Genomic DNA, 21,169 nt, shown 5'->3' on the forward strand with positions numbered 1-21,169 from the left:
ACTAGTTACCGGCCTTCGTCGCACCGAGCGAGTAGTGAAGACCCGGTGCAGGTACTACCCAGCGGGCAACAAGCAGCGCAAGCAAACGCACGGTGACCACCTCATGGGGCAGCCAACGGCCGCGCACACCGAATACATTGAACGTCGCAAAGCAGATGTTTCCCTGCAAGATCGGGACGTTGATCACCGCGTTCAGACCGAGCGGTGCCATGCGGTCGTAGTCGTCGAAAATCTCGGCCAACTCATGGCTGCCTTCCGCGACGAAGACCTGGCCGCGGGCGAACAGGGTTTCCGTCCAGGGCGTCAGCGTCTTTCGCTTGCGCCCGGCGACCGGAAATTCCCCGGCGTTTGAAGAATAGAAGCGCTGCAGCTGGACTTCGTTGGCGGGGTCGTCCGCGGTTGTTACATTCAGATTGATGCTGAACGTGACCGGACCGACCATGAGGCGCATGAACGAGTCGATCTGCCGCATTGCGCTATTCAGGTCGGTTGCCTGCGCAGCGGCATCGAACAGGTTCGAGCAGAGTGCTGTAGTCAGCGGGCTGATGGCTTCAGATGACATGTACATGACCGAAGTCTAGGATCGGCATCCAGGCAATTTGCGCTATTTCGTGATGCTGCTATAACCAAACCCTTATGGCTCGACCCCTGGTTTCCGCCCTTCCTCACGACCGCGCCAAGCAGTTGCGGCATACGTTGCTTTCACGTTTGAAGCTTCGCCATCTGGCGCTTTTGCAGAGCGTGCACAAGCATCGCAGGCTCAGCAGTGTGGCGCTCGAGATGGGCCTGAGCCAGCCGGCCATTACCAAGGCGTTGAAGGAGGTGGAAGAAATCTTCATGACCCCTCTCTTTGAACGTACCAGCCGCGGACTGAACCCCACGGCGGCAGGCGAGGCAGTGTTGCACTACGCGACGATCTCCCTGGCAGACATGGACTCGACCACGAAAGTGTTGACCGCGATAGACACGGGGTTGGGAGGACGCGTGCGCATCGGGGTTACGCCGCATGTGCCAGAGGCCTTGCTGAACGCGACGTTCATGCACTTGCTCGGCCAAACCCCGCGCGTGGCGGTCTTGGCCAGAGAAGGCACAACCGACGAATTGGTGGGACTGATGGGCGCGCACGAACTCGACTGCGTGATTGGGCGCTCGTTCCACGGCAGCATCGACGTCGAGATCACGCAAGAGGCGATATACCAACAAGTGCCCTGCCTACTGGTACCGGCAAAAAGCCGTGCTCGGCTTTCAAAAGGGCCACTCAATTGGCAAAAGCTGGCAACTCTCGATTGGATAATGCCGCCGCCGAACACGCCGATGCGGCGCACTTTCAATGCAATTTTCCTGGGTGCAGGAGTGCAGCCGCCCTCGCCCATCGTTGAGACGTGGTCGCTGCGAAGCATTGACACGGTGCTGCGCCGCGAGGCCAACGCGATAACCATCTTGGCACGCGACGTTGCGGCCGAACTTGCAACGGGTGGCGGGTGCGCGACACTGCCCTACGATCTTTCCTGGAATCTCCCGCCGATCAGTTTCTTTGTAGCGCCGAGCATCGCTCAGTCGGCGGCGGTGCGCTCGCTTGCGGCGTCGCTACGCTCCGCTGCTCAGGGTTTGGGAGCCTAACGACTTTCAACCAAGCATCAGTGTTAGCGCCTGTGCAGTCGTGATTTGCAGGGGATGCAGATAAAAAACGTGGACTACCAGGAGGTAGTTTCGGCGAAGTACACGCCGCGCAGGGAGCTGTGCTGCTGCTCTGGCGGCAGCGCATTGAAGAAGCGCGTCCTGCGGCGTGCCGCCGGCGCCGTAGACCCGCGAGCCTTCCAGCCAGTTCACTAGATACAGCTGGCTCGTCTGCCGGTACCGGCTGCGCGCCCTCGTACCAGGTCTGGCTCATGCGCAACGGTCTTCGGTTGTGAAGGCCATGACGTGCCCGCTGTTCACGCCGACCAGATCTCCCGGCACTGCATAGAGGCGCGCCGGCTCGGTGCCCACCGCCTCGCCCGACACTTGGTCGTCGTCAGTTGCCGGTCAGGCACGCCACCCATCGATCACCTTTTTGAATTGCTCAGATGGGAACTGATCCTGAACGATTCCAGAAATTTTCAGCCCTATATGACTGCATGGGTTAGACGCTAGATGTCGATCCCTGCCAACAAAGCCCAGCCCGGTCCTATGAGCGCGCTGGGCTTTATGCCGTCTGGCTTCGCCGGGCGTCGGCCTTCACTCACCTCCGCAAGAAAGGATCTTCGTCCCCATGCATATCTGTCCCCGATGTGAATCCGACAGCGTCGTCTCCCGTGACCGCGCCAAGAAGGTAGGCAGCGCCCTCGGCGCCATCACCGGCGCGGCTTGGGGCATTGCTTGCGTCATGCGCGGTGCCCAGGCCGGTGCCTTCGTCGGCACGATGAAAGGTCCAACTGGTTCCCTGCTGAGCCTCGTGGCCAACGCCGCGCTCGCAGGCCTGGCCGGGGCAGTCGCCATCGGCCAAGCCCTGGATGCCAGCGTCTTGGACAACCACCAGTGCCTGGCCTGCGGCTACACGTTCGACCCCATCTTCGCCAATAGGCTGACCAATCCATGACCTTCCTGGAAGGAACACCATGACGCGCTTCTACGTGCTGTCGATGACCGCTGCGGGCACGGCCTCGCAAGAGTTCCCATCCGAGCGGGCACGTGCCGAATACCTCCGGCAGAGAGACGACCGGTTCGACGATTTCTATTGCCTCGACATCGAGGGCGAATTGAAGAGCGTGTACGCGGCGACCACCGGCGCCGGCGTCGACCTGAGGGAGTACCCCGCATGACGACGCAGCCCAACCACCCCTTCATCAATCCGCACCTCCTGGCGATGTTCGTGTGGCAGGGCTTCATGGAGGCCCGGCCGGGGGGGCGACGCGAATGCAGACCTGTACGGCGGGCAGATCGGCGCGGCCGTCGAACTTTCCGACTGCGTCACTGAACTGCACCAGACCTTCAACGCGCGACTGATCGACGTGGTGATGCCGGACTTCCCCGGCGTCATGGACTACGAGGTGAGCGAGCCCTTCGGTGCCTGGTGCCGCGAGAACTTCCACTGCAATCCCAAGGATCGACGAGCCGAGGCCCAACGCCTCGTCGATCGGTTCTTCGCCCGGGGAACGACCCAGCACTGAGCCTTAGCCACGCACCCCACAGTCCTCGCAGTTCTGCTCCTCACTCACTCACGCGCTCGCTTCCCAACTCTTTCCCTCAACACTTTCCAGTCTTCGTCGCCCACGTCCGGATGCCGCCCTCCGCAGCATTCCGGCGTGGGCGTTTGTGCTTTCTCAACCCCAAATCCAGTCTTCGTCGCCCACGTCCGGATGCCGCCCTCCGCAGCATTCCGGCGTGGGCGTTTGTGCTTTCTCAACCCCAAAAAGGAAATCGATACCTCATGGCTCATCTCATCGAAACCATGGCCTACACCGGCGACACCCCCTGGCATCTGCTGGGAACCCAGCTTCCCCCAAAGCAGCCCATCGAAGTCTGGGCGCAAAAGTCCGGCATGGACTGGACCATCTGCGAGACGCCCGTGCGCTACATGAGCGAACCCGCCGGCACCTTCGAGGCTCTGAAATCCTTCGAAGAGCAGAAAGTGCTCTACCGCAGCGACACCAGGGCCGCCCTGTCTGTCGTCAGCAGCCGCTACCAGGTGGTTCAGCCACGGGCCGTGCTCGAGTTCTACCGGGACCTCACCGAGATCTCGGGCTACGAAATGGAAACGGCCGGCGTCCTCAAGGCTGGCCGCAAGCTCTGGGCGCTGGCGCGTACCGGCAAGGAGACCGTGCTCAAGGGCGGAGACCTCGTGACCGGCTACCTGCTGTTCGCGACGTCCTGCGACGGCACGCTGGCTACCACTGTGACCCCCACCACTGTGCGTGTGGTGTGCAACAACACCCTGGCCATCGCACTGAACGGGGCGAGCAACGCCATCCGGGTGCCGCACAACACCAGCTTCGATGCCGATGCCATCAAAAGCCAGTTGGGCATCGCGGTGTCGCAGTGGGACCACTTCATGCACCGCATGAAGACGCTGTCCGAGCGCAAGGTCAAGGGCAAGGAATCCCTCGACTACTTCCTTCGCGTGCTGTGTGGTCCGCAGGCCAGCCACGCCGCAGACATCCCTCACGCGCGTGCTCTCAAGAAGGTGCAAAGCCTCTACGAAGGCCAGGGCCGCGGTGCGGAGCTCACGTCCGCCAAGGGAACGGTTTGGGGCTTGCTGAACGCGATGACCGAGTTCGTCGATCACGAGCGGCGTGCCCGAAATCGTGAGTACCGCCTCGACAGTGCCTGGTTTGGCCAGGGCGCTTCGTTGAAACAACGTGCTTTGGACCACGCACTCCAGCTCACTGCCTGATACCCGGTGGCGAAGCCACCAGATCGACCCGAGCCACCTGAACCACGCCCACACCCATTCACCGGAAGCCCCGTCTCTCCACCAGGAGGACAGGGCTTCTGGCTGTTGGGCATCCCCCTCTCAAGGAGAACTCCATGATTTACACACGCGCAGAGTGCCTGCGGACCATGCGCCCTTCACCGACAGGACGCGCTGGCTTGCACCTGGTACCGGTCCCAAGCAGGTCGGAGGCGGCGCCCATCGCCGATCGTTGGCCCACCCCGCCCGAAGCGGGCATCGGAAACGTCGATGCTGCCGCCGCCCTCGGTCAGGATCCCTTCAAGTCTCCGATCCGCCTCTGGATGGAGAGGACCGGCCGGCGGGACCTCCTACAGCCTGTGCAAATTCAGCACGAGGGGGGCGCGTACTGGAGCCAGCTGCTCGAGCCGATCGTGGCCGCGCATTACACCCTCAAGACCGGGCGCCAGGTGCGGCGAACGCACACCACGCTGCAGCATCCGCAGTACCCTTGGATGGTCGCGACGGTCACGCGCGAGGTTGTGGCGTCACCCGATATCCAATTGCTCGAGTGCCTGTGCGTGGGAATGAACGCCGCCCCCCTCTGGGCCCAGGGCGTGCCCGAATACATCAGGCTCCGGGTGATGCACTTGCTGGCCGTCACGGGCCTGCGTGCGGCCGATGTGGTCGTGCTGCTGGGCGGCCAGGATTTGCAGATCTACCGCATCGAGCGCGACGAGAGCGGGATCGCGCAGCTCATTCAGGCCGAGCGGGCGTTCTGGCGCGGGGTCGAGCTGGATCAGGCGCCGCCCGCGCGGGATGAGGCGGTGCAGGAGCCGTGAGTCGTCAGGTTCATCAACGTGGATGCCAGAACGTCCACCACCGGCGCGACGCGGTCCTCGTCTTGAGGGGCCGGAGGTCCATCGTGTCGTAGTTCGTAAGCGGTGCACCGGCACGCCGACGCAATTCCGTCTCGAGCTCATGGGCGATGCCGCGTGCATGACCGTCGCGCTCGAGGGCCTTCCTGCGCCACTCGACGGCCATCGCACTCAGCACCTCATCGGGCAGCTCCTGCTTCATCGTCATGACCAAGATTGTGCCGTCTCAGCCGTGGTGCCTTGGCAACTCTCCTGCAGCCGCCACGGGGCATCCCGTGCGAGCGCAGGGAGGGGCCTCCTTCTCCTTTCTTCTTCTCTTTCTCACAACCTCATCAGAAATGAACAACCATTCAACCCCTCTCGCTCCTGAGGATCACGACCCTTCCGTGGTGCTGTCCTCGGGCCTCCATCGCTACATTGCCAAGACGCTGCGGGTCAGCGCCCGTCACCTGCCCTGGGAGATCGCCCAACAGATTCATGCGGAGCACCAGACGGGTGATCCCTGCGGCGCTTTCCAGTCTGCCGGTGGCCTCCTGATCCTCGAGCTGGACGACTACAGCTGGCGCGCCGATGTCACGGCTGACAACATCGCGGCGGCTCAGGCGCTGGGATGGCACGCACTGCGCCGATTACTCCGGCTCGCGCAGACGTACCAATGCGAGGCCCTGGAGCTCGCGGGCAACAACCTGGTGCTACCGGCCGTTCTGGAGTGCGAGGTCTTTCCATGGCCCTGATCCGTTCGACGTCTCCCCCGTCCGATGTTCGCGCGGGACCCGCCATGACCTCGGTCCTCATTAACGCAGCCGGCCAGTACCTCCTTGGAGGAAGTCTCTACACCGGACATCAGCTGCAGCGTGCCATTCATTGCGCGCACAGCGTGGCGCGTGCCTATGAGATCGCCGACATCGCCAATGGCGGCGATGGCTCCGTGGACTGGAGCGACATCGACGATGCGCAGCAGGAGGCCGCCGATGCGATGGGGCCGCTGGCAATGCGCCAGATCATTGCCGAGGCGTGCGAGTTCAACGACTTCGAGCCACCGAGGTCGGAGGTAGCCGGTGCGCACGATGCGGCGTCCTTGCTCACCGCAGAGGAAAACGCCGAGGCCTGCGCCGAAGGCTGGTCGCTCTTCACGCACTTCGGTGACATCGTTGAGCTTCGGCTCGAGCGCATCGACAGTCCCGACGAGGGAGACGGTGCATTGCCCGACGATGCAGCGGCCTGGCACCGGGTCTGGACCCGCACCACGCCGCTGCACCTGAAGGTGATCGACATCCTGAGGCGCTCTTCGCCGGCGGAGCACACGCGCATCGAGGCTTATGTCCACGGCCTGGAGGCTTCCCATGCTCACGCTTGAGCGCCTGGCGCGCGAGGTCGTGGTCTGCTGGGAGCGTGGCGATCTCGCCGCGGCCGTGCGCGCGCTGGACCAGCGCTTGCAGGAAATCGCCGACGACCGGCTGAAGCATCAGGACCTGATCGAACGCGCCATCGGCCTCTATGCGGACGACGACATCGAAATCGACGCGGAGGACACCTTCATTTCAGCCAGCGCTGAGGGTGCGTTCGTCATGGGCTGGCTCTGGATGCCCAGCGATGCCGTGAGCCCAACCGACGAGACCCCTGAGCGCCGGCCGGAAGACGCCATGCAACCTGTATGACGCCTTGCGGCGAGGTCGCTTTCGATCACCACCAACCACTCACTCTTTCCCACCCATTCACCTATCCATCCAACCCGCCTTCCGCGGGCTTTTTTACGTCCATCCGATGCACAACAACACCTTCTCTTCAAGGATCGGTACAGCCTTGATGGCCATCCTGATTCGACTCTCATCTCCCCACGTGCCTGGCGCCGGCTTCACGCCCAGCCATTCGGTGCTCGAAGGAGCCTGACATGGGGACCATCGTCTACCGCGCCACCAAGGACCAGGCCGTCCACGACGAGCTGGCCAATGTGGGCGCTTATTCCACGGTGCTCGCACACCGCGTGATCGGCAATCGGCTGTGGTTCCTGGCCCAGACCCGCTCGGGTGCGCAGGTCGGCCGCAATTGGATCGGCCTGACGCTCATCGATTGCCGGGGTGGTCAGGCGGCGATCAAGAGCATGGACGAGACCTGCGGCCCTTGCTATTACGACTGTCCGCTCGCCTTCCTTGCGCAGGCCGATGCCCCGACAGGGCCGTACGCCGGCCCGTGGCGCGAGAAGGTGCGTGCGTTCCACGCGAACCCGACGGCCCGACGGGCTGCCATCCGGCTGGGCACACGCGTCTCTTACGACGCCCACACCTATGTCCTGCGGCGCAGCCTCGGACGCCGCGGGTGGGAGGTCGAGCGCGAGAGCGACGGCCTTGGCCTGTGCATGAAATCCCGACAGCTCGGCAACGCGACGGTGTTGCCGCCCCAGGAGAACCATCCATGAAACACACGTTCCAGCGGCACACCACAGTGCCAGCCTACACCCGCGACCCCATCACCCAGGACATGCCCAAGTGGTCAGCCGACTTCGACGTTCCCTTGATCGGCGAAGACGTGATCATCCGCATCAACGCCGTCGGCCGCGCCAAGGTGGTGGGCTATGCCTCCCAGAACGGGTACCTGGGTGTGATGACCGTACCGTACAGCCCGCCCGACTGGTGGATCCGCCAGAACGGACCACCCAGCCCCGACAACGCGGCGCTGGCCTTCGGTGCGGAAATCTCTCTCGCTGGGGAGCGCTCATGAACGCCCCGATCCGAACGACGCTGGTGTTCACTGCTGACCTTGCCGTTTTTTATAAAGCGGCGTTGCAGCATGCCGCCATGGCCCGTGCACTCGAAGACGGGCTGAGTGAGGCTGAGTGGGCGTCGATGCGCGTGGGCCTGTCCGATGACCTGGTGATGCTGCTCGATCCTGGCTTGATGGTCGGTGCGGGCTTCGAGATCCTCCAGTCGGCATGCGGGGAGAGCGCGCAATGACATCGACCAACGTCGAATTCGTCACCGACCTGATGGAATTCAGTGCGCATGGCGCGCTCATCCAGGCGTTTGTCATGCAGGCGCTGGAACAGTACGCCAAGCGCGTGGCTGCGATGGCGCCAGAGGCACTCGACACGCCGATGGTCAGCGGTCATGCCTGGCACGGCTGCGCTGTCGAGGTTCGGGACAAACTGGCCGGAAGGCTTGGCAGAAGCGGCACGAACCCACTGCCCGTCACACCCTCGCAGGGAACTTGATCCTCAGCACCCGCTGACTCGATGCAGTTACGCAAGGGAGCATCGCGCTCGCGTCGGACCTTTGCGGTCCACGTCCTTTCCCACCCGTATCCCAGCACACACACCCTCCACGCCCTGGCCTTCTGGCCTGGAGCGTGGAGGGTGTTCGCGCGTGGGTCTGGCTCGGCCCCTTAGGCCGGCTCTTCCTGGCGCTGCCGATGGCCGCGCTCACAAAATAGAGGATTCGACTTTGTCCATCTCAATCATGGCGCGGGCGGAGGCTCGCCCGAACCCGGACCGTGCGCCTCAAAGCCGCTCGGATCTTCCCCCTGCGCTTCCCTTCGCACAGGGTGTGTTCACCTATCACCTGATACGTGTCAGCCGCAACCGCAAGACCGGCCCGATTCCGGTCACGACCACGAGTGCGAACTCGTGTCCGCCGAACTGCAGCTTCAAAGGCAACGGTTGCTATGCGGAAAGCGGGCCGCTGGCGATCCATTGGAATGCGGTGTCCCGCGGAAAGCGGGGCAGCAGTTTCGACGAGTTGCTGCAGGAGGTTGCCACCTTGCGACGACATGCACTGTGGCGCCACAACCAGGCGGGGGACCTGACGCCCGAGGCGCCTGGGGTCATCGACGCGCAACTTCTGACACGGTTGGCCATGGCGAACAGAGGGCGTCGTGGGTTCACCTATACGCACTACCCGCCGACGACCTTCAACCAGATAGCGATCCACAACGCCAACAGGCTTGGCTTCACGGTCAACCTCAGTGCGGAGACCTTGGCGCAAGCCGACGCCTATGCGGATCTGGGCATCGCGCCCGTGGTGGTCGTGCTGCCGCACGACGCCACCAAGTCCACCTGCACAACGGCCGGGCGCCAAGTGATCGTTTGCCCGGCCAGCACCGGGAATTCCGATTGCCTGAACTGCGGGATCTGTCAGCAGCGTGATCGTGCGGCGATCGTGGGCTTTCCGGCTCACGGCAGTGGGGCATCGCGCGTGCAAGCGGTATTTCTTCGGGAGAATCTGCAATGACGACGTCTCACGCGGGCCAATCGCCGGTGGCCGACGCAGGCGTCGAGTTCGATGAAGCCTTCCTGGAGCGCGTGGACCGCGCTGGACTGCTCGGCAAGCAGCGCGATCCATGCCGGCTCGCTCGGGTGCAGCGTGCCCTTGAAGAGGAGGTCCAACGTGCAGGGCCTGGTGATCGGGAGCACGCACGGCCTTTCCGTCACAGCGCCGAAACGGGAGGCATGAACGCATGGGGAGCGCGATGACAGCATTTCCAGGGCCCCTCGAATACCTGGCTGCGTTCGCGATCGTGCTGGCGGTCGGCCTTCTGTTCGGATTTGGGGTTGGCTGGCAATGGCGCTCGAGGCAGCGTCGCTGCTGAAAGTCGCGCCTCCGGGTCAGGTGCTGCAGCGCTTGACCCCTTCCCACCGGTCAGTTGGCTGGGTGCACCGCTCCCTTCCGCGGGAGATTGACAACGGCTCGCCCTGTGCGGATTGGAGGGGCGGGCTTGATACACGTGTGTGACCGACGGCCGGTGGTCCACCGAAGTATCTCGCCGTGCACGGGGCCTGGTACTGCAAGCCTGTGCGGGAGGGACTAGTTATCGGGCTTTGCCAGATAGCTTGAATAGCGCTGGTCCACCCGATTCACGAAGTCCGCTGGGCTCATCTGAAGAGCCGCCGCCAGCCTCCAAAGAACGCTGACTGTCGGCTGCTTTTTAGCAGCCTCGATCATCGTGATGAAGGGCCGATCCAGCTCGGCGGCCCCGGCCACATCCTCTTGTGTCAAGCCAAGCTCATTCCTCCGCTCCTTAAGAGCAGTACCGAGAGCTTGCAAAAGGAGCGCGTTGCGGCTTGGTCGCATCACGCACAACTCTCACGCAAATGTTTCCAATAGACACGTGTCTATTGATAACATTCCAACGCCTCAGGTCGACTGGAGCGGCTGTCTTCTCTGCTCGCAGGTCGCCAACCTTGAACCCGTCCTTCTAACTTCACAGATTTATGGAATCCGTCGTGAACATCCACTTTGCCAAAAACAACCAAACCCGTTTCGTCAAGCACGGCTTCTCGTGGCAGATCTTTTGCTTCGGACCGATTGCCTTACTGATGCGCAGCCAGTTCCTGCTGGCTGCCGGCTGTGCCGCAGCGATGTATGCGGCCTACATGCTCACCGGCTTCATCACGATCATGGTTTTCGACCTTGATCTGGAGCCCGCCCGCTTCCTTGGCGCCATCGCGGCGTGTGGTCTGGTGGGCTACTTCGGTAACCGCTTTTCTGCTCGCAGCTACGTCAAAAGCGGTTGGACGCCCGTCGCCGACTTCCCTGCTGACTGGAATGTCCCGCGGCTGGTTGCACCGAAGGCTACCGACACCCGGCTCGGCTGAGCAGCGGGGTGTCGGACAGTCCAGCCGACCCCGCCTACGTCCACTTACTCCGAGGCCTTCATGAAAACCATACTCGGCGCCGCCTTCGCGATGCTCACCGCCATCGTCGTCACCCCCTTGGCTCTTGCCAAGGGCGGCGATCCACTCATCAACCCAGATGCCGTCAAGCATCAGATCGACCGCTCGGCCATGGAAGTTCAGATTCAGGGCTGGAGCCGCGACCTCAAGTACCCCGTCTATCCGATCCAGGTGCAGGCCGGCGGCAACGGCGTGTACTACACAACCACCGACCGCGTGAAAACGTACAAGGAGTTCGACTTCGACGAGCTTCGCTGTGAGATCGGTGACGCCGATCGCGCTGTGCTGACCTCGCCCGGCTACAGCTGCGTTGATGGCGTGTGCATGACCAAAGAAGGCGCGGTCCTTGGAACTGACCCACGCCGGCCCATCAACAAGAAATATCGCTGCTAGCGCTTCCGGCCGACTTCCTGATCCTGGGGAGCGGCCTGCTGCGGCATGACCTCACCACTCGTCCACATGTCAAAACTCTCAACAAAATCGATCCTCGCCGGCGGGCTGTTGTGCCTCGGCCTCACCGGCTGCACTGATTCCAGCATCACGGCGGTCAAGAAATCTTCCGTGCCGCAAAGCGACTTCACCTTCGGCGAAGCGCTGGACGACGCCAAGGGCTGCGAATCCACCGCGTGGAGCCATCGCGACGACGACAACGGCCGCTCTGTCGTCGAGTACACCTGCACCGCAGAAATCACTTCCGCGCAGGTCGACCGGGCCAGGGCGGACAACACACATCGCATCAAGGCGCTGAGCAAGACGTTCGATACGATCTGGACCGACGCGCTGGCTACGCTCGCGCAGCACAAGCAAACCGTGGAGCAAGGTGCTGCTCGTGACCGCAGTGAAGCTCAAGCCAGGGTTGACGACGCAAAAGCGCGGCGCCAGTACTTGCAGCAAATGATCGATACCCTGTCGGCCGAGCACGAGAAGGCCAGCGCAGAGCAGCCTGATGGCAAGCGCGCCCCTCCATACGTCGCCCGCCGCCTCGAGGCGGACATCGCGTCCACAAAATCGGCCATCGCCACCTCCGATGTCTTGGTCGCTGCCGCAGAGAAAGCACGTGACAATCCCGTTGCCGCTCCTTCTCTCGGAGCCAATCCGTACAAGAGCGTCGCTGAATACGAGCACATGACGCAGGGCATGCTTGCCTGGAAGGAGCGCTACTACACAGCTGTCGCCGAAAAAGAGGCGACCGGCATGAAGCGCGCGGATGAATTCATCGCTCGTGCCAAGGGCCAGAAGCTTCAGTTGAAGATCACGTTCCAGGTCAACAAGAAGTCCCCGGTCGAGTTGCGTTCGGCCAAGTGGGTCTCCGACGCTCAGATGGAGACGGCCGTGAACTCGTCGTATGTCGCGGCCGTGCTGCTGGATCCGAAGAGGATGCAGCAGCTGGTGGACGAAGCAGTGAAGTCGCGCCTGCAACTTCCGTCGAACAACTTCGAGGCAATGGAAACGTTTCCGATCGTTTGCGGCCACACGGTCTCTGAGGGATGCGCGCCTCGCAAGGACGCTTCCTGAAGCAATCACATCTCGGGCGGGCAAGCGGCGAAGGAATTAAGGGGCTTTCCCGTTGCAGCATCTGAAGTTTGCGAAGGCAGCGAAGCAACCTCGTCCGCTCCTGTGGGCCGACGAGGGTGTGGAGATGCCCAGGCATACTCCGCCAAACGCTTCTTTTTTTGTTCGCCCAGTACTCTCGAGGCTGCGAGGCTACACACCTGAATGGCAGCATCGGTGAGCCGTTTGCGCAGCGCATCGCATCGCAGAGATTGCGAAGGCCGGGTTCGGCGCCGACTCCGGCAAATTGCAGGTTGAGTATGCCGAGCCAGCGCCACATCTTCTCGGACAGCATCTCGAGGCCCTGTCGGCACGACGCCAAGACCTCGCGATCAGCGATCTGCGAAAACGCGTCGATGCGGTTTTTCTCGATGAAGCAGAACCGGAAGGTGTCGGGGTTGGCCGCGACGGCGCATTCCCGGTTCTGGTGGTCGGTGGGCCTTCGTCCTGTTGCATACGTCGGTCAGGCACAGATCCCAAAAATGAGTCCATCGTGCATGCCGTCGGAACCCACTTGAATCACGCGATCCGTGTCGGCTAGGAAGGCTGCGGCCTTGATGAGTTGGATTTCGGTCGATTCGCAACGCCCAGACTGCTTGCCCATGCCCCGATATACGAAACTGTCCACCTCGTTCGTATTGACCAGGTAGCCAATCCCTTGCATCTGCGCGTTCCAGCGGTCTGAGGCAGTTTGCCGGATCGCGATGAGCTCAGCCGGGCGAGGCCCGTCCAGAGCCAACAGGAAATGGACCAAATACCGGCTCGTGTTTCCGCGATCGATCTTGCGGACATCGGCCACGATGGCCGTTCCGAACATCTCCTTCAGTTCGCGCTCATAGCGCGTGCTGGCCTCCAGCATGAAGTCGTATTCGTCCTCCCGGCCCACCTTGGTGTTGCGGCTCACGCACAGCTCGAATCGCATGACATGGGACCCGGGATGGCGCCTGAGCGCCCCCGTAAGGTACGAGCGAACCTCGCGTCCGCGGGCCGTATGCAGGTCTTCATGGCGATGCACTTTCCGGGCGGTCCTGACTTGCCTGCCGCGCTTTCCGAGTTCATTGACGAACGCATTCACCCGGACGGCAACGGATGCAATCGCGTAACCCTGGGCGAACCAGCACTCGACCTGCCCGAGTGGTCCCATCGCTGTTCCCTCCGCCAAGCCGACCTGCTGGAACACGTCGATAGCCAACTCCACCTGCGGATCAAACCGCAAGTCGCCACGCCGAGCCTGGCTCCAGAATTCGATTAAAGGCGCAACATCGAGAAAGCTGTTTCCCAAGCGATTGGCCTTCCAGCCGCGCGGCGTGTGATTGAAGGCCGAGGTGTCGGCAGCGCTTGTGGAGATGCAGGCCTTGGAGAAGGCCTTAACCGTCAGCAGAGTGTCGCCGCAGCCCATGGTTTCCCATCTGGGGAGCCACTGGGCTGTCAGCGGCGTTATGACGCCTCCATGAGGCGCATAGGCAGGCTGCCAGCCTTGCACAGGAACTGGGCGAACCGCAGGCTGGTGCATCATGAGGTCGCACATGCGCTCGGCCAGCGCCAGGCGCAGCAGCTGGCTCTTCGCAATGCGCGGCACGGCCCGAGCCGGCAGGTGACCGCGCAAAATAGGCGAGCGGATGCTCGCCATCCGCTCCTGAGGGGGCAAGCACCCCTCGGCGTTCTGAGGGAAGGGGAACATGTTCATAGCCCTCAGATGAACTTCATGACGCCACGAGCCTCGGCAACCGAGATCTTCAGACGGGAGCCATATGCGCGATCCTGCGGACGGCCCGCCTTGCGCAAAGCTTTTTTCGGGAATCGGCCTTTCGCGAACGTGCGAAAGCGCTTCTTCACGTCCAGCTTCACGAACAGCCCGGCGAGTGTCAAGTAGCTCATGAGGAACTGCAGACCTTTGATCGTCTGCGGGTTGTTCAAATCAATGCGCCCGAGCGCAGGGTAGGTCTGACGGTTGGCGTGCGCGTTGGCGTTGTAGACGTAGCCGCGACCGTCGGTCACGGACGCCCACTTCCCGCCCAACATTTCGACTAGGTCCACGTGATCCACACGCACACGGGCGTCAACGATGACGAAGTAGTGAATGTGAAACTTGCTCTCACGGCCATATTCGAGTGCCCAGAAGTAGCCCAGCAGCTTTTTACCGAAATGACGGTCTAGCGAGCGATGAAAACGCTCGCGCCAGGCCATGAATTCGTCTAGGCCGTCCAGACTGGGATGATCACCGAATCTGACCGGCTGGGAGTCAACCGCACGTTGAAACAAGTCAAAGCGCAGACCGATCACTTCCTGATGACGCTGGGCCAGCCAGCTCACCGAATCGCTCAGGCCGTTGAAATTGTCCATTGCACCACGGCGGAAGTTTTCATTCGCCGACTTGACCGATTCGCGGCCAAACGCACGGCGCAGTGCGTCCACCAGCCGAAGTGCGGCCACTTGCGTCAGGTCGGCGTCATTCGGCAAGACCGAGCGGTTGAAGAAGGCGGACGAAAAGACTGGCATAAGGCGGCGCAGGCGCGCGAAGACCTTGTAAATCGGGGAAAAGTCGTGCAACGGGTAGTCCGCTTCGATTTGATAGAAGTCAGCGCATGCCACGTCAAGCAATTGCTGACCGAGCGGCGTGCAGCGCACGAAGCTGCGGGTTTTCTCGTGCTCAACGTAGAAAGGCGGATCCGAGGGGCGCAGGACGTCTTTTGCCAAGTCGTGCAAGAGCGACATGATTTGGTCGTGGGCCTTGCCGCGAGCAACTTGAAGACCTTTTTCGGGGTGCTCATCGTCTTGCAGGGTGCGTTCAATGGCTTGCTGACGGAGAGCGAGCCGGGCCATGGCGTTGTAAGCTGCCTCGTCGGAGGTGTGCGTGATCTGCTCACGCACTTCATGCTTTGGTTCGTTCATTTTAAAATGCACTTGTCCACGCTGCCCTGATGGCAGCGATCGATAAAAAGAGAGACCTAACAATTGCTTTGAGAAGGCTGAGCCCTTCCGGCGGAAGGAAGTTTCAGATCTCTTACTCCCCAGAGAGGTGAGGGTTTGCAATAGTGTTAGTGGTAATGGCGAAATTCGAATTCGACGAGGCCGAAGGTCTCGGCATCAAGCTGACTCGAATGCGCAGCGGCTCAGCAATTTGGTCCCAACCAATTTGCTGGCGTTTTGGTTCCACTGGCGACATATATAGTCCGCCGTCGGACAACCGTCGTTACCTGGGTGCCCGATGGTTGTCCGCTGGCGGTTTAGTTCGCTGTCGAGTGAGAAATGCTCAGAGCCGGCCCGTAGGGAACACGGGGGACGCAGGCGGACGTTCAGGAGCAACCTGCCGCGCGCGGGCGATACCGGCGCACTCGCCATACACGGGGGTCACCTCGTGATCGGCGCACTCGCCATACACGGGGGTCACGTCGTGATCGGCGCACTCGCCATACACGTGGGTCACCTCGTGCGGCATGGGCAGCAAGCGTTCCGGTTGACCCTGAATGGATTCCTCCGTCTCGGACGTGTAAGTCCAGAGCTCTGCGTCATGGCCGGGGGCGACCGCCTCGGTCCGCGTTTCCAACGGGGTCTGGGCCACGGGCGCTACGGCGATGGGCATCGCTGCGCGCTTGCGGCCCACCGCGACGGATATCTGCTTGGGACGTCCGTTGAGGTCGGCGGCGGTAAGCACGCTGCGAATAGCGTCGCGGTGGTTCGGAATGGATTGCTCAAGAGGGTTCTCGGGCTCCGCCTGGGGCGCAGTCAACGAAGAGGACACCTGGGCGGTCGTGTGCCCCAACTCGCCGAAAGCTTTATTGCCTTGGAAGGAGCGGCGCTCAGCCAAGGCGATCCAGTTGTCGATGGCGTCCTCGGGCCAGTACGGGATGCGACTGTTGGGAAAGTAGATTGGAAGGGGAAAGGTCGTATCTTGATACGGGCCTTTCGCCATTTTTGCGTGCAGCGTGGTCTTCGAAAAAGGAACCTTCTCGAGCAAGCGTTTCTTGCGGATAAGTTGGTAGCTTCGGGCAGCCGGGATCGGCATTTGGTTCGCGTTGGGCATCTTGGTTCTCCGTCGGTAGTGGTTGGTTGCGACAGGACCAAGTCTCTCCAGATCAAACTACCTCGGATACACCTCTGCCGAGCAGACGAAACTTTCGAACTTACGTCTGCTGGGCAGACTTCATTGAGGCGCGAATTCCGCCCGATTTGGCCTCGGCTCGGCGGACCGTAGTCCACTGATTGACATGTCTATCCTTGAGCGTATGCCCTTTTTCTTTTTTTTGGAAAAAACTGGTCGCGGTCAGGCATCTCGTGCAGCCACCTGCGAATGGTTCGATGGGGACTGTTCAAGTGATAGTCCTCCGCGAACTGCTCTATGAGCTTTTTTTCCAGCATGCGGACCGCGTCCATCGGTTTGGACCACCGCTCACCTGCACGCACGATGTCATATGCGAAAGCTTGCAATTTATAGTCTTTTACATGACGGCCCTTGGCAGCGTTTGAGGCTCTTTTTTGGTTAACTAGACCAGCGATGGTTTTGGTGAGTATTTCTTCCGCTCGGTTCGTCACCAACATAGCTCCGGTCGGCGTATGTGCATCGCACATGAGCTCCCATGCACGGTCTAAGTCGTTGGCGTTAAGGGCTCTGGAGGAGGCCACAACGTGCGCGCAAGCGCCGTAAATCCACCAAAGATCCGACGGGATGGTATCCCCTTCAAGCTCGATCAACTCGGTGACTTTTTCCATCCGGACTTCACCCGTGGAGAGGATCAGTTCCTCCGGAACTGCGATCGCCGGGTCATTCATCCTGTTAAACACGCGCTCCCTAAAACCAGTCTCTCCATGCTCGGGCTTAATCTCGAGATACCAGTGCTCCAGCGTGTTCAGGAGGCGCTGAGCTCTCTGCACGATTCGACTATATTGTTCTGGGACTTCCGGGAAGTGCTCGGCGTTCATTGGAAAATCTCGGTCTCGGTGGATACAAAATGAAACACGAGGTTAGCACGCCCTTCGCACTGCCGTGCCCCGTCGATTAGCCTGCCCTCGAAGACTAACGTGCCCCAGACTTGTCTAGCTGTCGCAAAACCGCGATCTAGAACCCTACGCGACTGCGCGGTCGATTTCCGCTCCCAAAGCTTTTTCGTCAAACGAATCGGACGTCTTTGGACGGGCAACGAAATCACCGCCAGACAGCGAGCCCCAAAAATGGACTTCCGTATTTTTTCCGTAAAAATGACCTTTTCGGCAAAGTGCTACAAAAAATGTAGCAAGCAGCCTTTTGCTCATGAGACCTCCAGCTCCTGCAGCAGCCGCCACATCACCTTGCCGCTGCCGCTCTTGGGCAGCGCATCCACAAACTGCACCTTGCGCGGAATCTTGTAGACCGCCATGTTCTCGCGGCACCAGTCGATGATCTGCTGCTCGGTCGTGTCCTTGTGCGTGGCGCGCAGCACCACCACGGCCTTGACCGACTCGCCGCGGTAGGCGTCCTTGGTCGAGATGACGCAGGCCTCCTGAATGGCGGGGTGGCGAAACATCAGCAGCTCGACTTCGGCCGGCCACACCTTGAAGCCGCTCGCGTTGATCATCCGCTTCAGGCGGTCGGTGATGAAGAAGTAGCCGTCTTCGTCCATGCGGCCCATGTCGCCCGAGCGAAAGAAGCGCTTGCCCTCGAACTCGACGAACGCGGCCGCGGTGGCGTCGGGGCGCTTCCAGTAGCCCTGGAACACCTCGGGCCCGTGGATGATGATTTCGCCCGACTCGCCGATGGGCATTTCGGCCAGCGTGTCGGGGTCGACCACGCGCGCGTCGGTGCTCACGAACGGAATGCCCAGGCACTGCTGCTTGGGGTTGTCCGACGGGTTGGTGTGCGAGGGCGCGGCGGTTTCGGTCAGGCCGTAGCCCTCCTGGTACTTCAGGCCGTACTGCTCGAACAGGCGCTGCGCCACCGCCTGCGGCATGGCCGCGCCGCCACCGCCGATGTAGTTCATGCTCGACAGGTCGTAGCTCGCAAAGTTGGGGCTGGCCATGAGGTCGATGACCATGGTCGGGATGTTGGTCCACGCCGTCACCTTCCAGCGCGAGATGAGCCGCCCGGCCACGTCGCGGTCCCAGCGCGGCATGACGATCAGCGTGGCCGCCGCCAGCACCGCCGTGTGCATCATGCTCACCACGCCGGTGATGTGAAACATGGGCACCACGGCCAGCACCACCGCCTCGGAGGTCGAGCCGCCCCACATCTGACCGGCCACGGCGTTGTGCATCAGGCTCGAATGGTGGTGCACGCAGCCCTTGGGCAGGCCGGTGGTGCCGCTGGTGTAGGGCAGCAAGGCCATGTCGTTGGCGCCCACCACGTGCGCGGGCGGCGGGTGGTCGGCGGCCAGCGCGTCGGTCCAGGCCAGGGTCTTGCCGCTGGCCAGTTCGGGCAGCGGGTGGCGGGTGCCGAGCCAGTCTTTCCAGGCGGGCGCGGGGGCGTCGTCACCGCTCGCATCGGCGTCGAAGGCGTCGGTGAACTGGGTCACGATCATGTGGGCGAGCTGCTGCTCGGGCGGCAGCGCGTTGCTGGCCTTGGCCAGCTCGGCGGCCAGGTCGCCGGTGATGATGGCGACCTTGGCGTCGGGGTCGGTGATGTAGTGCTTGAGCTCTTCGGCCCGGTTCATCGGGTTGACCGGCACCACCACGGCATTGGCGCGCAGGATCGCGAAATGCGCGATCACCAGTTGCGGGCAGTTCTGCATGTCCAGGATCACGCGGTCGCCACGCTTCACGCCCAGCGCATGCAGCGCGCCGGCCAGGCGCTCGGCCTGCGCGGCGAACTCGCCGTAGCTGATCACGCGGCCGAAGAACACCAGGGCGGCCTTGTCGGGGTAGCGCGCAGCCGAGGTCGCCAGGTTGTGCCAGAGCGACGTGGCGGGCACGGTGATCGAATGCGGCAGGCGTTTGGGCCAGAACTTGTAATGCGGGCGTTGTTGCATGGTGGGAACAGGCGGGAAGAAAGAGCGAACAGCCTGCCAGCCTAAGCCGCCAACGCCGCCGCTCCCAGCGGGGAAGCCCCCGGAGCGTCACATTGGCGACGCCATTTTTTCTCACACTGCGTCGCACGCGCGGTGCGACTACAGACAGCGGCTGCGTTCCGCGCGATACCTGACGTTCTTTGTTCACCCACCCACCAACTGAAGGAACCGACATGGCAGCAGACAAGCACGCAAGCGTTCACTGGGAAGGCGCCGGCAAGACCGGCAAGGGCCAGGTCAGCACCGAGACCGGTGCGCTGAAGGACTACCCGTACGGCTTCGCCAGCCGCTTCGAGGACGACAAGCGCGGCACCAATCCCGAGGAAATCGTCGGCGCGGCGCATGCCGCCTGCTTCACGATGGCATTTGCCTTCGCGCTCGAAAAGGAAGGCCTGGCGGCCACGAAGATCGACACCAAGGCGGCCGTGCGCCTGGCCAAGGACGGCGACGGCTTCAAGATCGACCGCATTGCGCTCGAGCTCGACGCAGCCGTGCCCAACCTCGACGAAGCCAAGTTCCAGCAGATTGCCGCCGCCGCCAAGGCCGGCTGCCCGCTCTCGAAGGCGCTGACCGGCGTGCCGGAGATCACGCTGAAGGCCACGCTGGCCGCCTGAGCGCGCACGGGCGGGTCTGTTGGGTCCGCCGGCGCAGCCCGGGCGTTGGCGGGCGCTATCCTTGTTCGAAACAAGGAGACAAGACCCATGCACATCGTCATCACCGGCGGCGCCGGATTTTTGGGCGCGCGCCTGGCGCGCACGCTGCTCGCACGCGGCCAGCTTTCGCTGGCGGGCGCGCCGGCCCAAGCCATAGCGGGCATCACGCTCGTGGACCGCGCCCCACCCCCTGCCGACCTGGCCGCCGACAGCCGCATCACGGCCGTCACCGGCGACCTGAACGCGCAACTGGCGCCCGATGCCGACGCCACCGTTTGGCGCGACGCCCACGCCATCTTTCACCTCGCCGCCGCGGTCAGCGGCGAATGCGAGGCCGACTTCGACCTGGGCATGCGCAGCAACTTCGCCGCCACGCACGCACTGCTCGAACGGGTGCGCGCGCTGGGCACGAAGCCGGTGCTGGTGTTCGCCAGCTCGCTCGCGGTGTTCGGCGACTCGCCCGAGCAGCCGCTGCCCCGCGTGCTAGACGACCACACGCTGCCCACGCCGCAGACCAGCTACGGCATCCAGAAATTCATCGGCGAGCAGCTGTTGGCCGACTTCACGCGCAAGGGCTTCGTGCGCGGGCGCAGCGTGCGGCTCATGACGGTGAGCGTGCGACCCGGCAAGCCCAACGGCGCGGCCTCGGGCTTCTTCAGCGGCATGGTCCGCGAGCCGCTGGCCGGCCTGCCCGCCGCCTGCCCCGTGCCCGACGCCACGCCGGTGGCCATTGCGTCGCCGGCGCGCACCATCGAAGGCATCCTGCGCGCCGCCGAGGCGACCGACGCGCAATGGGGCCCGCGCACCGCGCTCAACCTGCCCTCGCTCGCCACCACCGTGGGCGAGATGACCGCGGCGCTGGAGCGCGTGGCCGGCAAGGCCGCCACCGCCCTGCTCGACCGCACGCCCGACCCGGCCATCCAGCGCATCGTGAAGACCTGGCCGGGCCACATCGAAACCGCGCGCGCCAACGCGCTGGGCCTCACGGCCGACGCGAGCTTCGACGACGTCATTCGCGATTACGTCCGTGAAAATCCCGACGCGGTGAAGCTCCCCGGTGTTGCATAGTCAGAGCC

Annotated in this window: 29 protein-coding genes; 20 read left to right on the plus strand and 9 right to left on the minus strand. The window is 62.8% G+C overall.

The window, feature by feature from the left end; genetic code table 11:
* Position 1 precedes the first annotated feature (1 nt).
* Positions 2-568: a GAF domain-containing protein gene (locus VLK31_RS20785; protein ID WP_409170330.1), complete on the minus strand. Its 567-nt coding sequence runs from the start codon at positions 566-568 to the stop codon at positions 2-4.
* A 68-nt stretch (positions 569-636) separates the two neighbouring features.
* Here VLK31_RS20785 and VLK31_RS20790 point away from each other — a divergent pair, with 68 nt between their 5' ends.
* The 6 genes from VLK31_RS20790 (at position 637) to VLK31_RS20815 (ending at position 5,211) form a co-directional block, all read left to right on the plus strand.
* On the plus strand, positions 637-1,620 hold the full coding sequence (locus VLK31_RS20790) for a LysR substrate-binding domain-containing protein (protein ID WP_409170331.1): 984 nt from the start codon (positions 637-639) through the stop codon (positions 1,618-1,620).
* Positions 1,621-2,251: 631 nt separating this feature from the next.
* Complete coding sequence (locus tag VLK31_RS20795) at positions 2,252-2,578, plus strand: hypothetical protein (protein ID WP_409170332.1); 327 nt, start codon at positions 2,252-2,254, stop codon at positions 2,576-2,578.
* 19 nt (positions 2,579-2,597) lie between these two features.
* Positions 2,598-2,801, plus strand: coding sequence for a hypothetical protein (locus VLK31_RS20800; RefSeq protein ID WP_409170333.1), 204 nt, complete (start codon positions 2,598-2,600; stop codon positions 2,799-2,801).
* 189 nt (positions 2,802-2,990) lie between these two features.
* Positions 2,991-3,149: a hypothetical protein gene (locus tag VLK31_RS20805; protein ID WP_409170334.1), complete on the plus strand. Its 159-nt coding sequence runs from the start codon at positions 2,991-2,993 to the stop codon at positions 3,147-3,149.
* Between the two features lie 260 nt (positions 3,150-3,409).
* Positions 3,410-4,372 (plus strand): DUF932 domain-containing protein, encoded by a 963-nt coding sequence (locus VLK31_RS20810; RefSeq protein WP_409170335.1) that lies wholly within the window; start codon positions 3,410-3,412, stop codon positions 4,370-4,372.
* 134 nt (positions 4,373-4,506) lie between these two features.
* Positions 4,507-5,211 carry a YqaJ viral recombinase family protein gene (locus VLK31_RS20815; protein WP_409170336.1) on the plus strand — a complete coding sequence of 235 codons (705 nt, stop codon included), beginning with the start codon at positions 4,507-4,509 and terminating at the stop codon, positions 5,209-5,211.
* A 13-nt stretch (positions 5,212-5,224) separates the two neighbouring features.
* On the opposite strand, the gene VLK31_RS20820 is transcribed toward VLK31_RS20815, so the two are convergent.
* Entirely contained in the window at positions 5,225-5,455 is a 231-nt protein-coding gene (locus VLK31_RS20820) for a hypothetical protein (RefSeq protein ID WP_409170337.1), read from the minus strand.
* A gap of 130 nt (positions 5,456-5,585) precedes the next feature.
* Here VLK31_RS20820 and VLK31_RS20825 point away from each other — a divergent pair, with 130 nt between their 5' ends.
* From VLK31_RS20825 to VLK31_RS20865, 9 genes are all read left to right on the plus strand, one after another.
* The gene (locus VLK31_RS20825; protein ID WP_409170338.1) at positions 5,586-5,981 is read left to right on the plus strand and encodes a hypothetical protein; all 396 of its coding nucleotides are present in this window, start codon (positions 5,586-5,588) and stop codon (positions 5,979-5,981) included.
* Positions 5,982-6,025: 44 nt separating this feature from the next.
* The gene (locus tag VLK31_RS20830) at positions 6,026-6,604 is read left to right on the plus strand and encodes a hypothetical protein (protein ID WP_409170339.1); all 579 of its coding nucleotides are present in this window, start codon (positions 6,026-6,028) and stop codon (positions 6,602-6,604) included.
* Positions 6,591-6,905, plus strand: coding sequence for a hypothetical protein (locus VLK31_RS20835; protein ID WP_409170340.1), 315 nt, complete (start codon positions 6,591-6,593; stop codon positions 6,903-6,905). The genes VLK31_RS20830 and VLK31_RS20835 overlap by 14 nt, the downstream gene beginning before the upstream one ends.
* Positions 6,906-7,011: 106 nt before the next feature.
* Positions 7,012-7,137 (plus strand): hypothetical protein, encoded by a 126-nt coding sequence (locus VLK31_RS20840; RefSeq protein WP_409170341.1) that lies wholly within the window; start codon positions 7,012-7,014, stop codon positions 7,135-7,137.
* 1 nt (position 7,138) lies between these two features.
* Complete coding sequence (locus tag VLK31_RS20845; protein ID WP_409170342.1) at positions 7,139-7,663, plus strand: hypothetical protein; 525 nt, start codon at positions 7,139-7,141, stop codon at positions 7,661-7,663.
* Complete coding sequence (locus tag VLK31_RS20850) at positions 7,660-7,965, plus strand: hypothetical protein (protein WP_409170343.1); 306 nt, start codon at positions 7,660-7,662, stop codon at positions 7,963-7,965. Before VLK31_RS20845 ends, VLK31_RS20850 begins: the two co-directional genes overlap by 4 nt.
* Entirely contained in the window at positions 7,962-8,198 is a 237-nt protein-coding gene (locus VLK31_RS20855; protein WP_409170344.1) for a hypothetical protein, read from the plus strand. The genes VLK31_RS20850 and VLK31_RS20855 overlap by 4 nt, the downstream gene beginning before the upstream one ends.
* Positions 8,195-8,455 (plus strand): hypothetical protein, encoded by a 261-nt coding sequence (locus VLK31_RS20860; protein WP_409170345.1) that lies wholly within the window; start codon positions 8,195-8,197, stop codon positions 8,453-8,455. The genes VLK31_RS20855 and VLK31_RS20860 overlap by 4 nt, the downstream gene beginning before the upstream one ends.
* A gap of 229 nt (positions 8,456-8,684) precedes the next feature.
* The gene (locus tag VLK31_RS20865; protein WP_409170346.1) at positions 8,685-9,470 is read left to right on the plus strand and encodes a hypothetical protein; all 786 of its coding nucleotides are present in this window, start codon (positions 8,685-8,687) and stop codon (positions 9,468-9,470) included.
* Between the two features lie 573 nt (positions 9,471-10,043).
* On the opposite strand, the gene VLK31_RS20870 is transcribed toward VLK31_RS20865, so the two are convergent.
* The gene (locus VLK31_RS20870) at positions 10,044-10,310 is read right to left on the minus strand and encodes a helix-turn-helix domain-containing protein (RefSeq protein WP_409170529.1); all 267 of its coding nucleotides are present in this window, start codon (positions 10,308-10,310) and stop codon (positions 10,044-10,046) included.
* A 152-nt stretch (positions 10,311-10,462) separates the two neighbouring features.
* On the opposite strand from VLK31_RS20870, the gene VLK31_RS20875 reads away from it, so the two are divergent.
* The 3 genes from VLK31_RS20875 to VLK31_RS20885 are packed head-to-tail and all read left to right on the plus strand — an operon-like array spanning position 10,463 to position 12,427.
* A complete protein-coding gene (locus VLK31_RS20875; RefSeq protein WP_409170347.1) occupies positions 10,463-10,834 on the plus strand; it encodes a hypothetical protein in 372 nt (123 codons plus the stop codon).
* Positions 10,835-10,894: 60 nt separating this feature from the next.
* A complete protein-coding gene (locus VLK31_RS20880) occupies positions 10,895-11,305 on the plus strand; it encodes a hypothetical protein (protein WP_409170348.1) in 411 nt (136 codons plus the stop codon).
* Positions 11,306-11,350: 45 nt separating this feature from the next.
* The gene (locus VLK31_RS20885) at positions 11,351-12,427 is read left to right on the plus strand and encodes a hypothetical protein (RefSeq protein WP_409170349.1); all 1,077 of its coding nucleotides are present in this window, start codon (positions 11,351-11,353) and stop codon (positions 12,425-12,427) included.
* A 499-nt stretch (positions 12,428-12,926) separates the two neighbouring features.
* Here VLK31_RS20885 and VLK31_RS20890 read toward each other — a convergent pair whose 3' ends face one another.
* From VLK31_RS20890 to VLK31_RS20915, 6 genes are all read right to left on the minus strand, one after another.
* The gene (locus tag VLK31_RS20890) at positions 12,927-14,150 is read right to left on the minus strand and encodes a hypothetical protein (RefSeq protein WP_409170350.1); all 1,224 of its coding nucleotides are present in this window, start codon (positions 14,148-14,150) and stop codon (positions 12,927-12,929) included.
* A gap of 5 nt (positions 14,151-14,155) precedes the next feature.
* Complete coding sequence (locus VLK31_RS20895; RefSeq protein ID WP_409170351.1) at positions 14,156-15,355, minus strand: hypothetical protein; 1,200 nt, start codon at positions 15,353-15,355, stop codon at positions 14,156-14,158.
* Positions 15,356-15,716: 361 nt separating this feature from the next.
* Positions 15,717-16,487: a helix-turn-helix transcriptional regulator gene (locus tag VLK31_RS20900; protein WP_409170352.1), complete on the minus strand. Its 771-nt coding sequence runs from the start codon at positions 16,485-16,487 to the stop codon at positions 15,717-15,719.
* Positions 16,488-16,675: 188 nt separating this feature from the next.
* Positions 16,676-17,383, minus strand: coding sequence for a hypothetical protein (locus tag VLK31_RS20905; protein ID WP_409170353.1), 708 nt, complete (start codon positions 17,381-17,383; stop codon positions 16,676-16,678).
* Between the two features lie 144 nt (positions 17,384-17,527).
* Positions 17,528-17,713: a hypothetical protein gene (locus VLK31_RS20910; RefSeq protein WP_409170354.1), complete on the minus strand. Its 186-nt coding sequence runs from the start codon at positions 17,711-17,713 to the stop codon at positions 17,528-17,530.
* Complete coding sequence (locus tag VLK31_RS20915) at positions 17,710-19,401, minus strand: long-chain fatty acid--CoA ligase (protein ID WP_409170355.1); 1,692 nt, start codon at positions 19,399-19,401, stop codon at positions 17,710-17,712. The genes VLK31_RS20910 and VLK31_RS20915 overlap by 4 nt, the downstream gene beginning before the upstream one ends.
* Before the next feature lie 212 nt (positions 19,402-19,613).
* Between VLK31_RS20915 and VLK31_RS20920 the strand changes: the two genes are divergently transcribed.
* A complete protein-coding gene (locus VLK31_RS20920) occupies positions 19,614-20,054 on the plus strand; it encodes an OsmC family protein (RefSeq protein ID WP_409170356.1) in 441 nt (146 codons plus the stop codon).
* Positions 20,055-20,141: 87 nt separating this feature from the next.
* Positions 20,142-21,161 carry a D-erythronate dehydrogenase gene (denD, locus tag VLK31_RS20925; RefSeq protein ID WP_409170357.1) on the plus strand — a complete coding sequence of 340 codons (1,020 nt, stop codon included), beginning with the start codon at positions 20,142-20,144 and terminating at the stop codon, positions 21,159-21,161.
* Positions 21,162-21,169 lie beyond the last annotated feature (8 nt).

This window comes from Variovorax sp. H27-G14 (assembly GCF_046156345.1).
Taxonomy (GTDB): domain Bacteria; phylum Pseudomonadota; class Gammaproteobacteria; order Burkholderiales; family Burkholderiaceae_C; genus Variovorax.

What these genes read in the sequence shown, in the direction of transcription:
- VLK31_RS20785 (WP_409170330.1), bottom strand. Translation starts at nt 568, where the DNA reads ATGTACATGTCATCTGAAGCCATCAGCCCGCTGACTACAGCACTCTGC.
- VLK31_RS20790 (WP_409170331.1), top strand. Translation starts at nt 637, where the DNA reads ATGGCTCGACCCCTGGTTTCCGCCCTTCCTCACGACCGCGCCAAGCAG.
- VLK31_RS20795 (WP_409170332.1), top strand. Translation starts at nt 2,252, where the DNA reads ATGCATATCTGTCCCCGATGTGAATCCGACAGCGTCGTCTCCCGTGAC.
- VLK31_RS20800 (WP_409170333.1), top strand. Translation starts at nt 2,598, where the DNA reads ATGACGCGCTTCTACGTGCTGTCGATGACCGCTGCGGGCACGGCCTCG.
- VLK31_RS20810 (WP_409170335.1), top strand. Translation starts at nt 3,410, where the DNA reads ATGGCTCATCTCATCGAAACCATGGCCTACACCGGCGACACCCCCTGG.
- VLK31_RS20815 (WP_409170336.1), top strand. Translation starts at nt 4,507, where the DNA reads ATGATTTACACACGCGCAGAGTGCCTGCGGACCATGCGCCCTTCACCG.
- VLK31_RS20820 (WP_409170337.1), bottom strand. Translation starts at nt 5,455, where the DNA reads ATGACGATGAAGCAGGAGCTGCCCGATGAGGTGCTGAGTGCGATGGCC.
- VLK31_RS20825 (WP_409170338.1), top strand. Translation starts at nt 5,586, where the DNA reads ATGAACAACCATTCAACCCCTCTCGCTCCTGAGGATCACGACCCTTCC.
- VLK31_RS20830 (WP_409170339.1), top strand. Translation starts at nt 6,026, where the DNA reads ATGACCTCGGTCCTCATTAACGCAGCCGGCCAGTACCTCCTTGGAGGA.
- VLK31_RS20835 (WP_409170340.1), top strand. Translation starts at nt 6,591, where the DNA reads ATGCTCACGCTTGAGCGCCTGGCGCGCGAGGTCGTGGTCTGCTGGGAG.
- VLK31_RS20840 (WP_409170341.1), top strand. Translation starts at nt 7,012, where the DNA reads ATGCACAACAACACCTTCTCTTCAAGGATCGGTACAGCCTTGATGGCC.
- VLK31_RS20845 (WP_409170342.1), top strand. Translation starts at nt 7,139, where the DNA reads ATGGGGACCATCGTCTACCGCGCCACCAAGGACCAGGCCGTCCACGAC.
- VLK31_RS20850 (WP_409170343.1), top strand. Translation starts at nt 7,660, where the DNA reads ATGAAACACACGTTCCAGCGGCACACCACAGTGCCAGCCTACACCCGC.
- VLK31_RS20855 (WP_409170344.1), top strand. Translation starts at nt 7,962, where the DNA reads ATGAACGCCCCGATCCGAACGACGCTGGTGTTCACTGCTGACCTTGCC.
- VLK31_RS20860 (WP_409170345.1), top strand. Translation starts at nt 8,195, where the DNA reads ATGACATCGACCAACGTCGAATTCGTCACCGACCTGATGGAATTCAGT.
- VLK31_RS20870 (WP_409170529.1), bottom strand. Translation starts at nt 10,310, where the DNA reads ATGCGACCAAGCCGCAACGCGCTCCTTTTGCAAGCTCTCGGTACTGCT.
- VLK31_RS20880 (WP_409170348.1), top strand. Translation starts at nt 10,895, where the DNA reads ATGAAAACCATACTCGGCGCCGCCTTCGCGATGCTCACCGCCATCGTC.
- VLK31_RS20885 (WP_409170349.1), top strand. Translation starts at nt 11,351, where the DNA reads ATGACCTCACCACTCGTCCACATGTCAAAACTCTCAACAAAATCGATC.
- VLK31_RS20890 (WP_409170350.1), bottom strand. Translation starts at nt 14,150, where the DNA reads ATGAACATGTTCCCCTTCCCTCAGAACGCCGAGGGGTGCTTGCCCCCT.
- VLK31_RS20895 (WP_409170351.1), bottom strand. Translation starts at nt 15,355, where the DNA reads ATGAACGAACCAAAGCATGAAGTGCGTGAGCAGATCACGCACACCTCC.
- VLK31_RS20900 (WP_409170352.1), bottom strand. Translation starts at nt 16,487, where the DNA reads ATGCCCAACGCGAACCAAATGCCGATCCCGGCTGCCCGAAGCTACCAA.
- VLK31_RS20905 (WP_409170353.1), bottom strand. Translation starts at nt 17,383, where the DNA reads ATGAACGCCGAGCACTTCCCGGAAGTCCCAGAACAATATAGTCGAATC.
- VLK31_RS20910 (WP_409170354.1), bottom strand. Translation starts at nt 17,713, where the DNA reads ATGAGCAAAAGGCTGCTTGCTACATTTTTTGTAGCACTTTGCCGAAAA.
- VLK31_RS20915 (WP_409170355.1), bottom strand. Translation starts at nt 19,401, where the DNA reads ATGCAACAACGCCCGCATTACAAGTTCTGGCCCAAACGCCTGCCGCAT.
- VLK31_RS20920 (WP_409170356.1), top strand. Translation starts at nt 19,614, where the DNA reads ATGGCAGCAGACAAGCACGCAAGCGTTCACTGGGAAGGCGCCGGCAAG.
- denD (WP_409170357.1), top strand. Translation starts at nt 20,142, where the DNA reads ATGCACATCGTCATCACCGGCGGCGCCGGATTTTTGGGCGCGCGCCTG.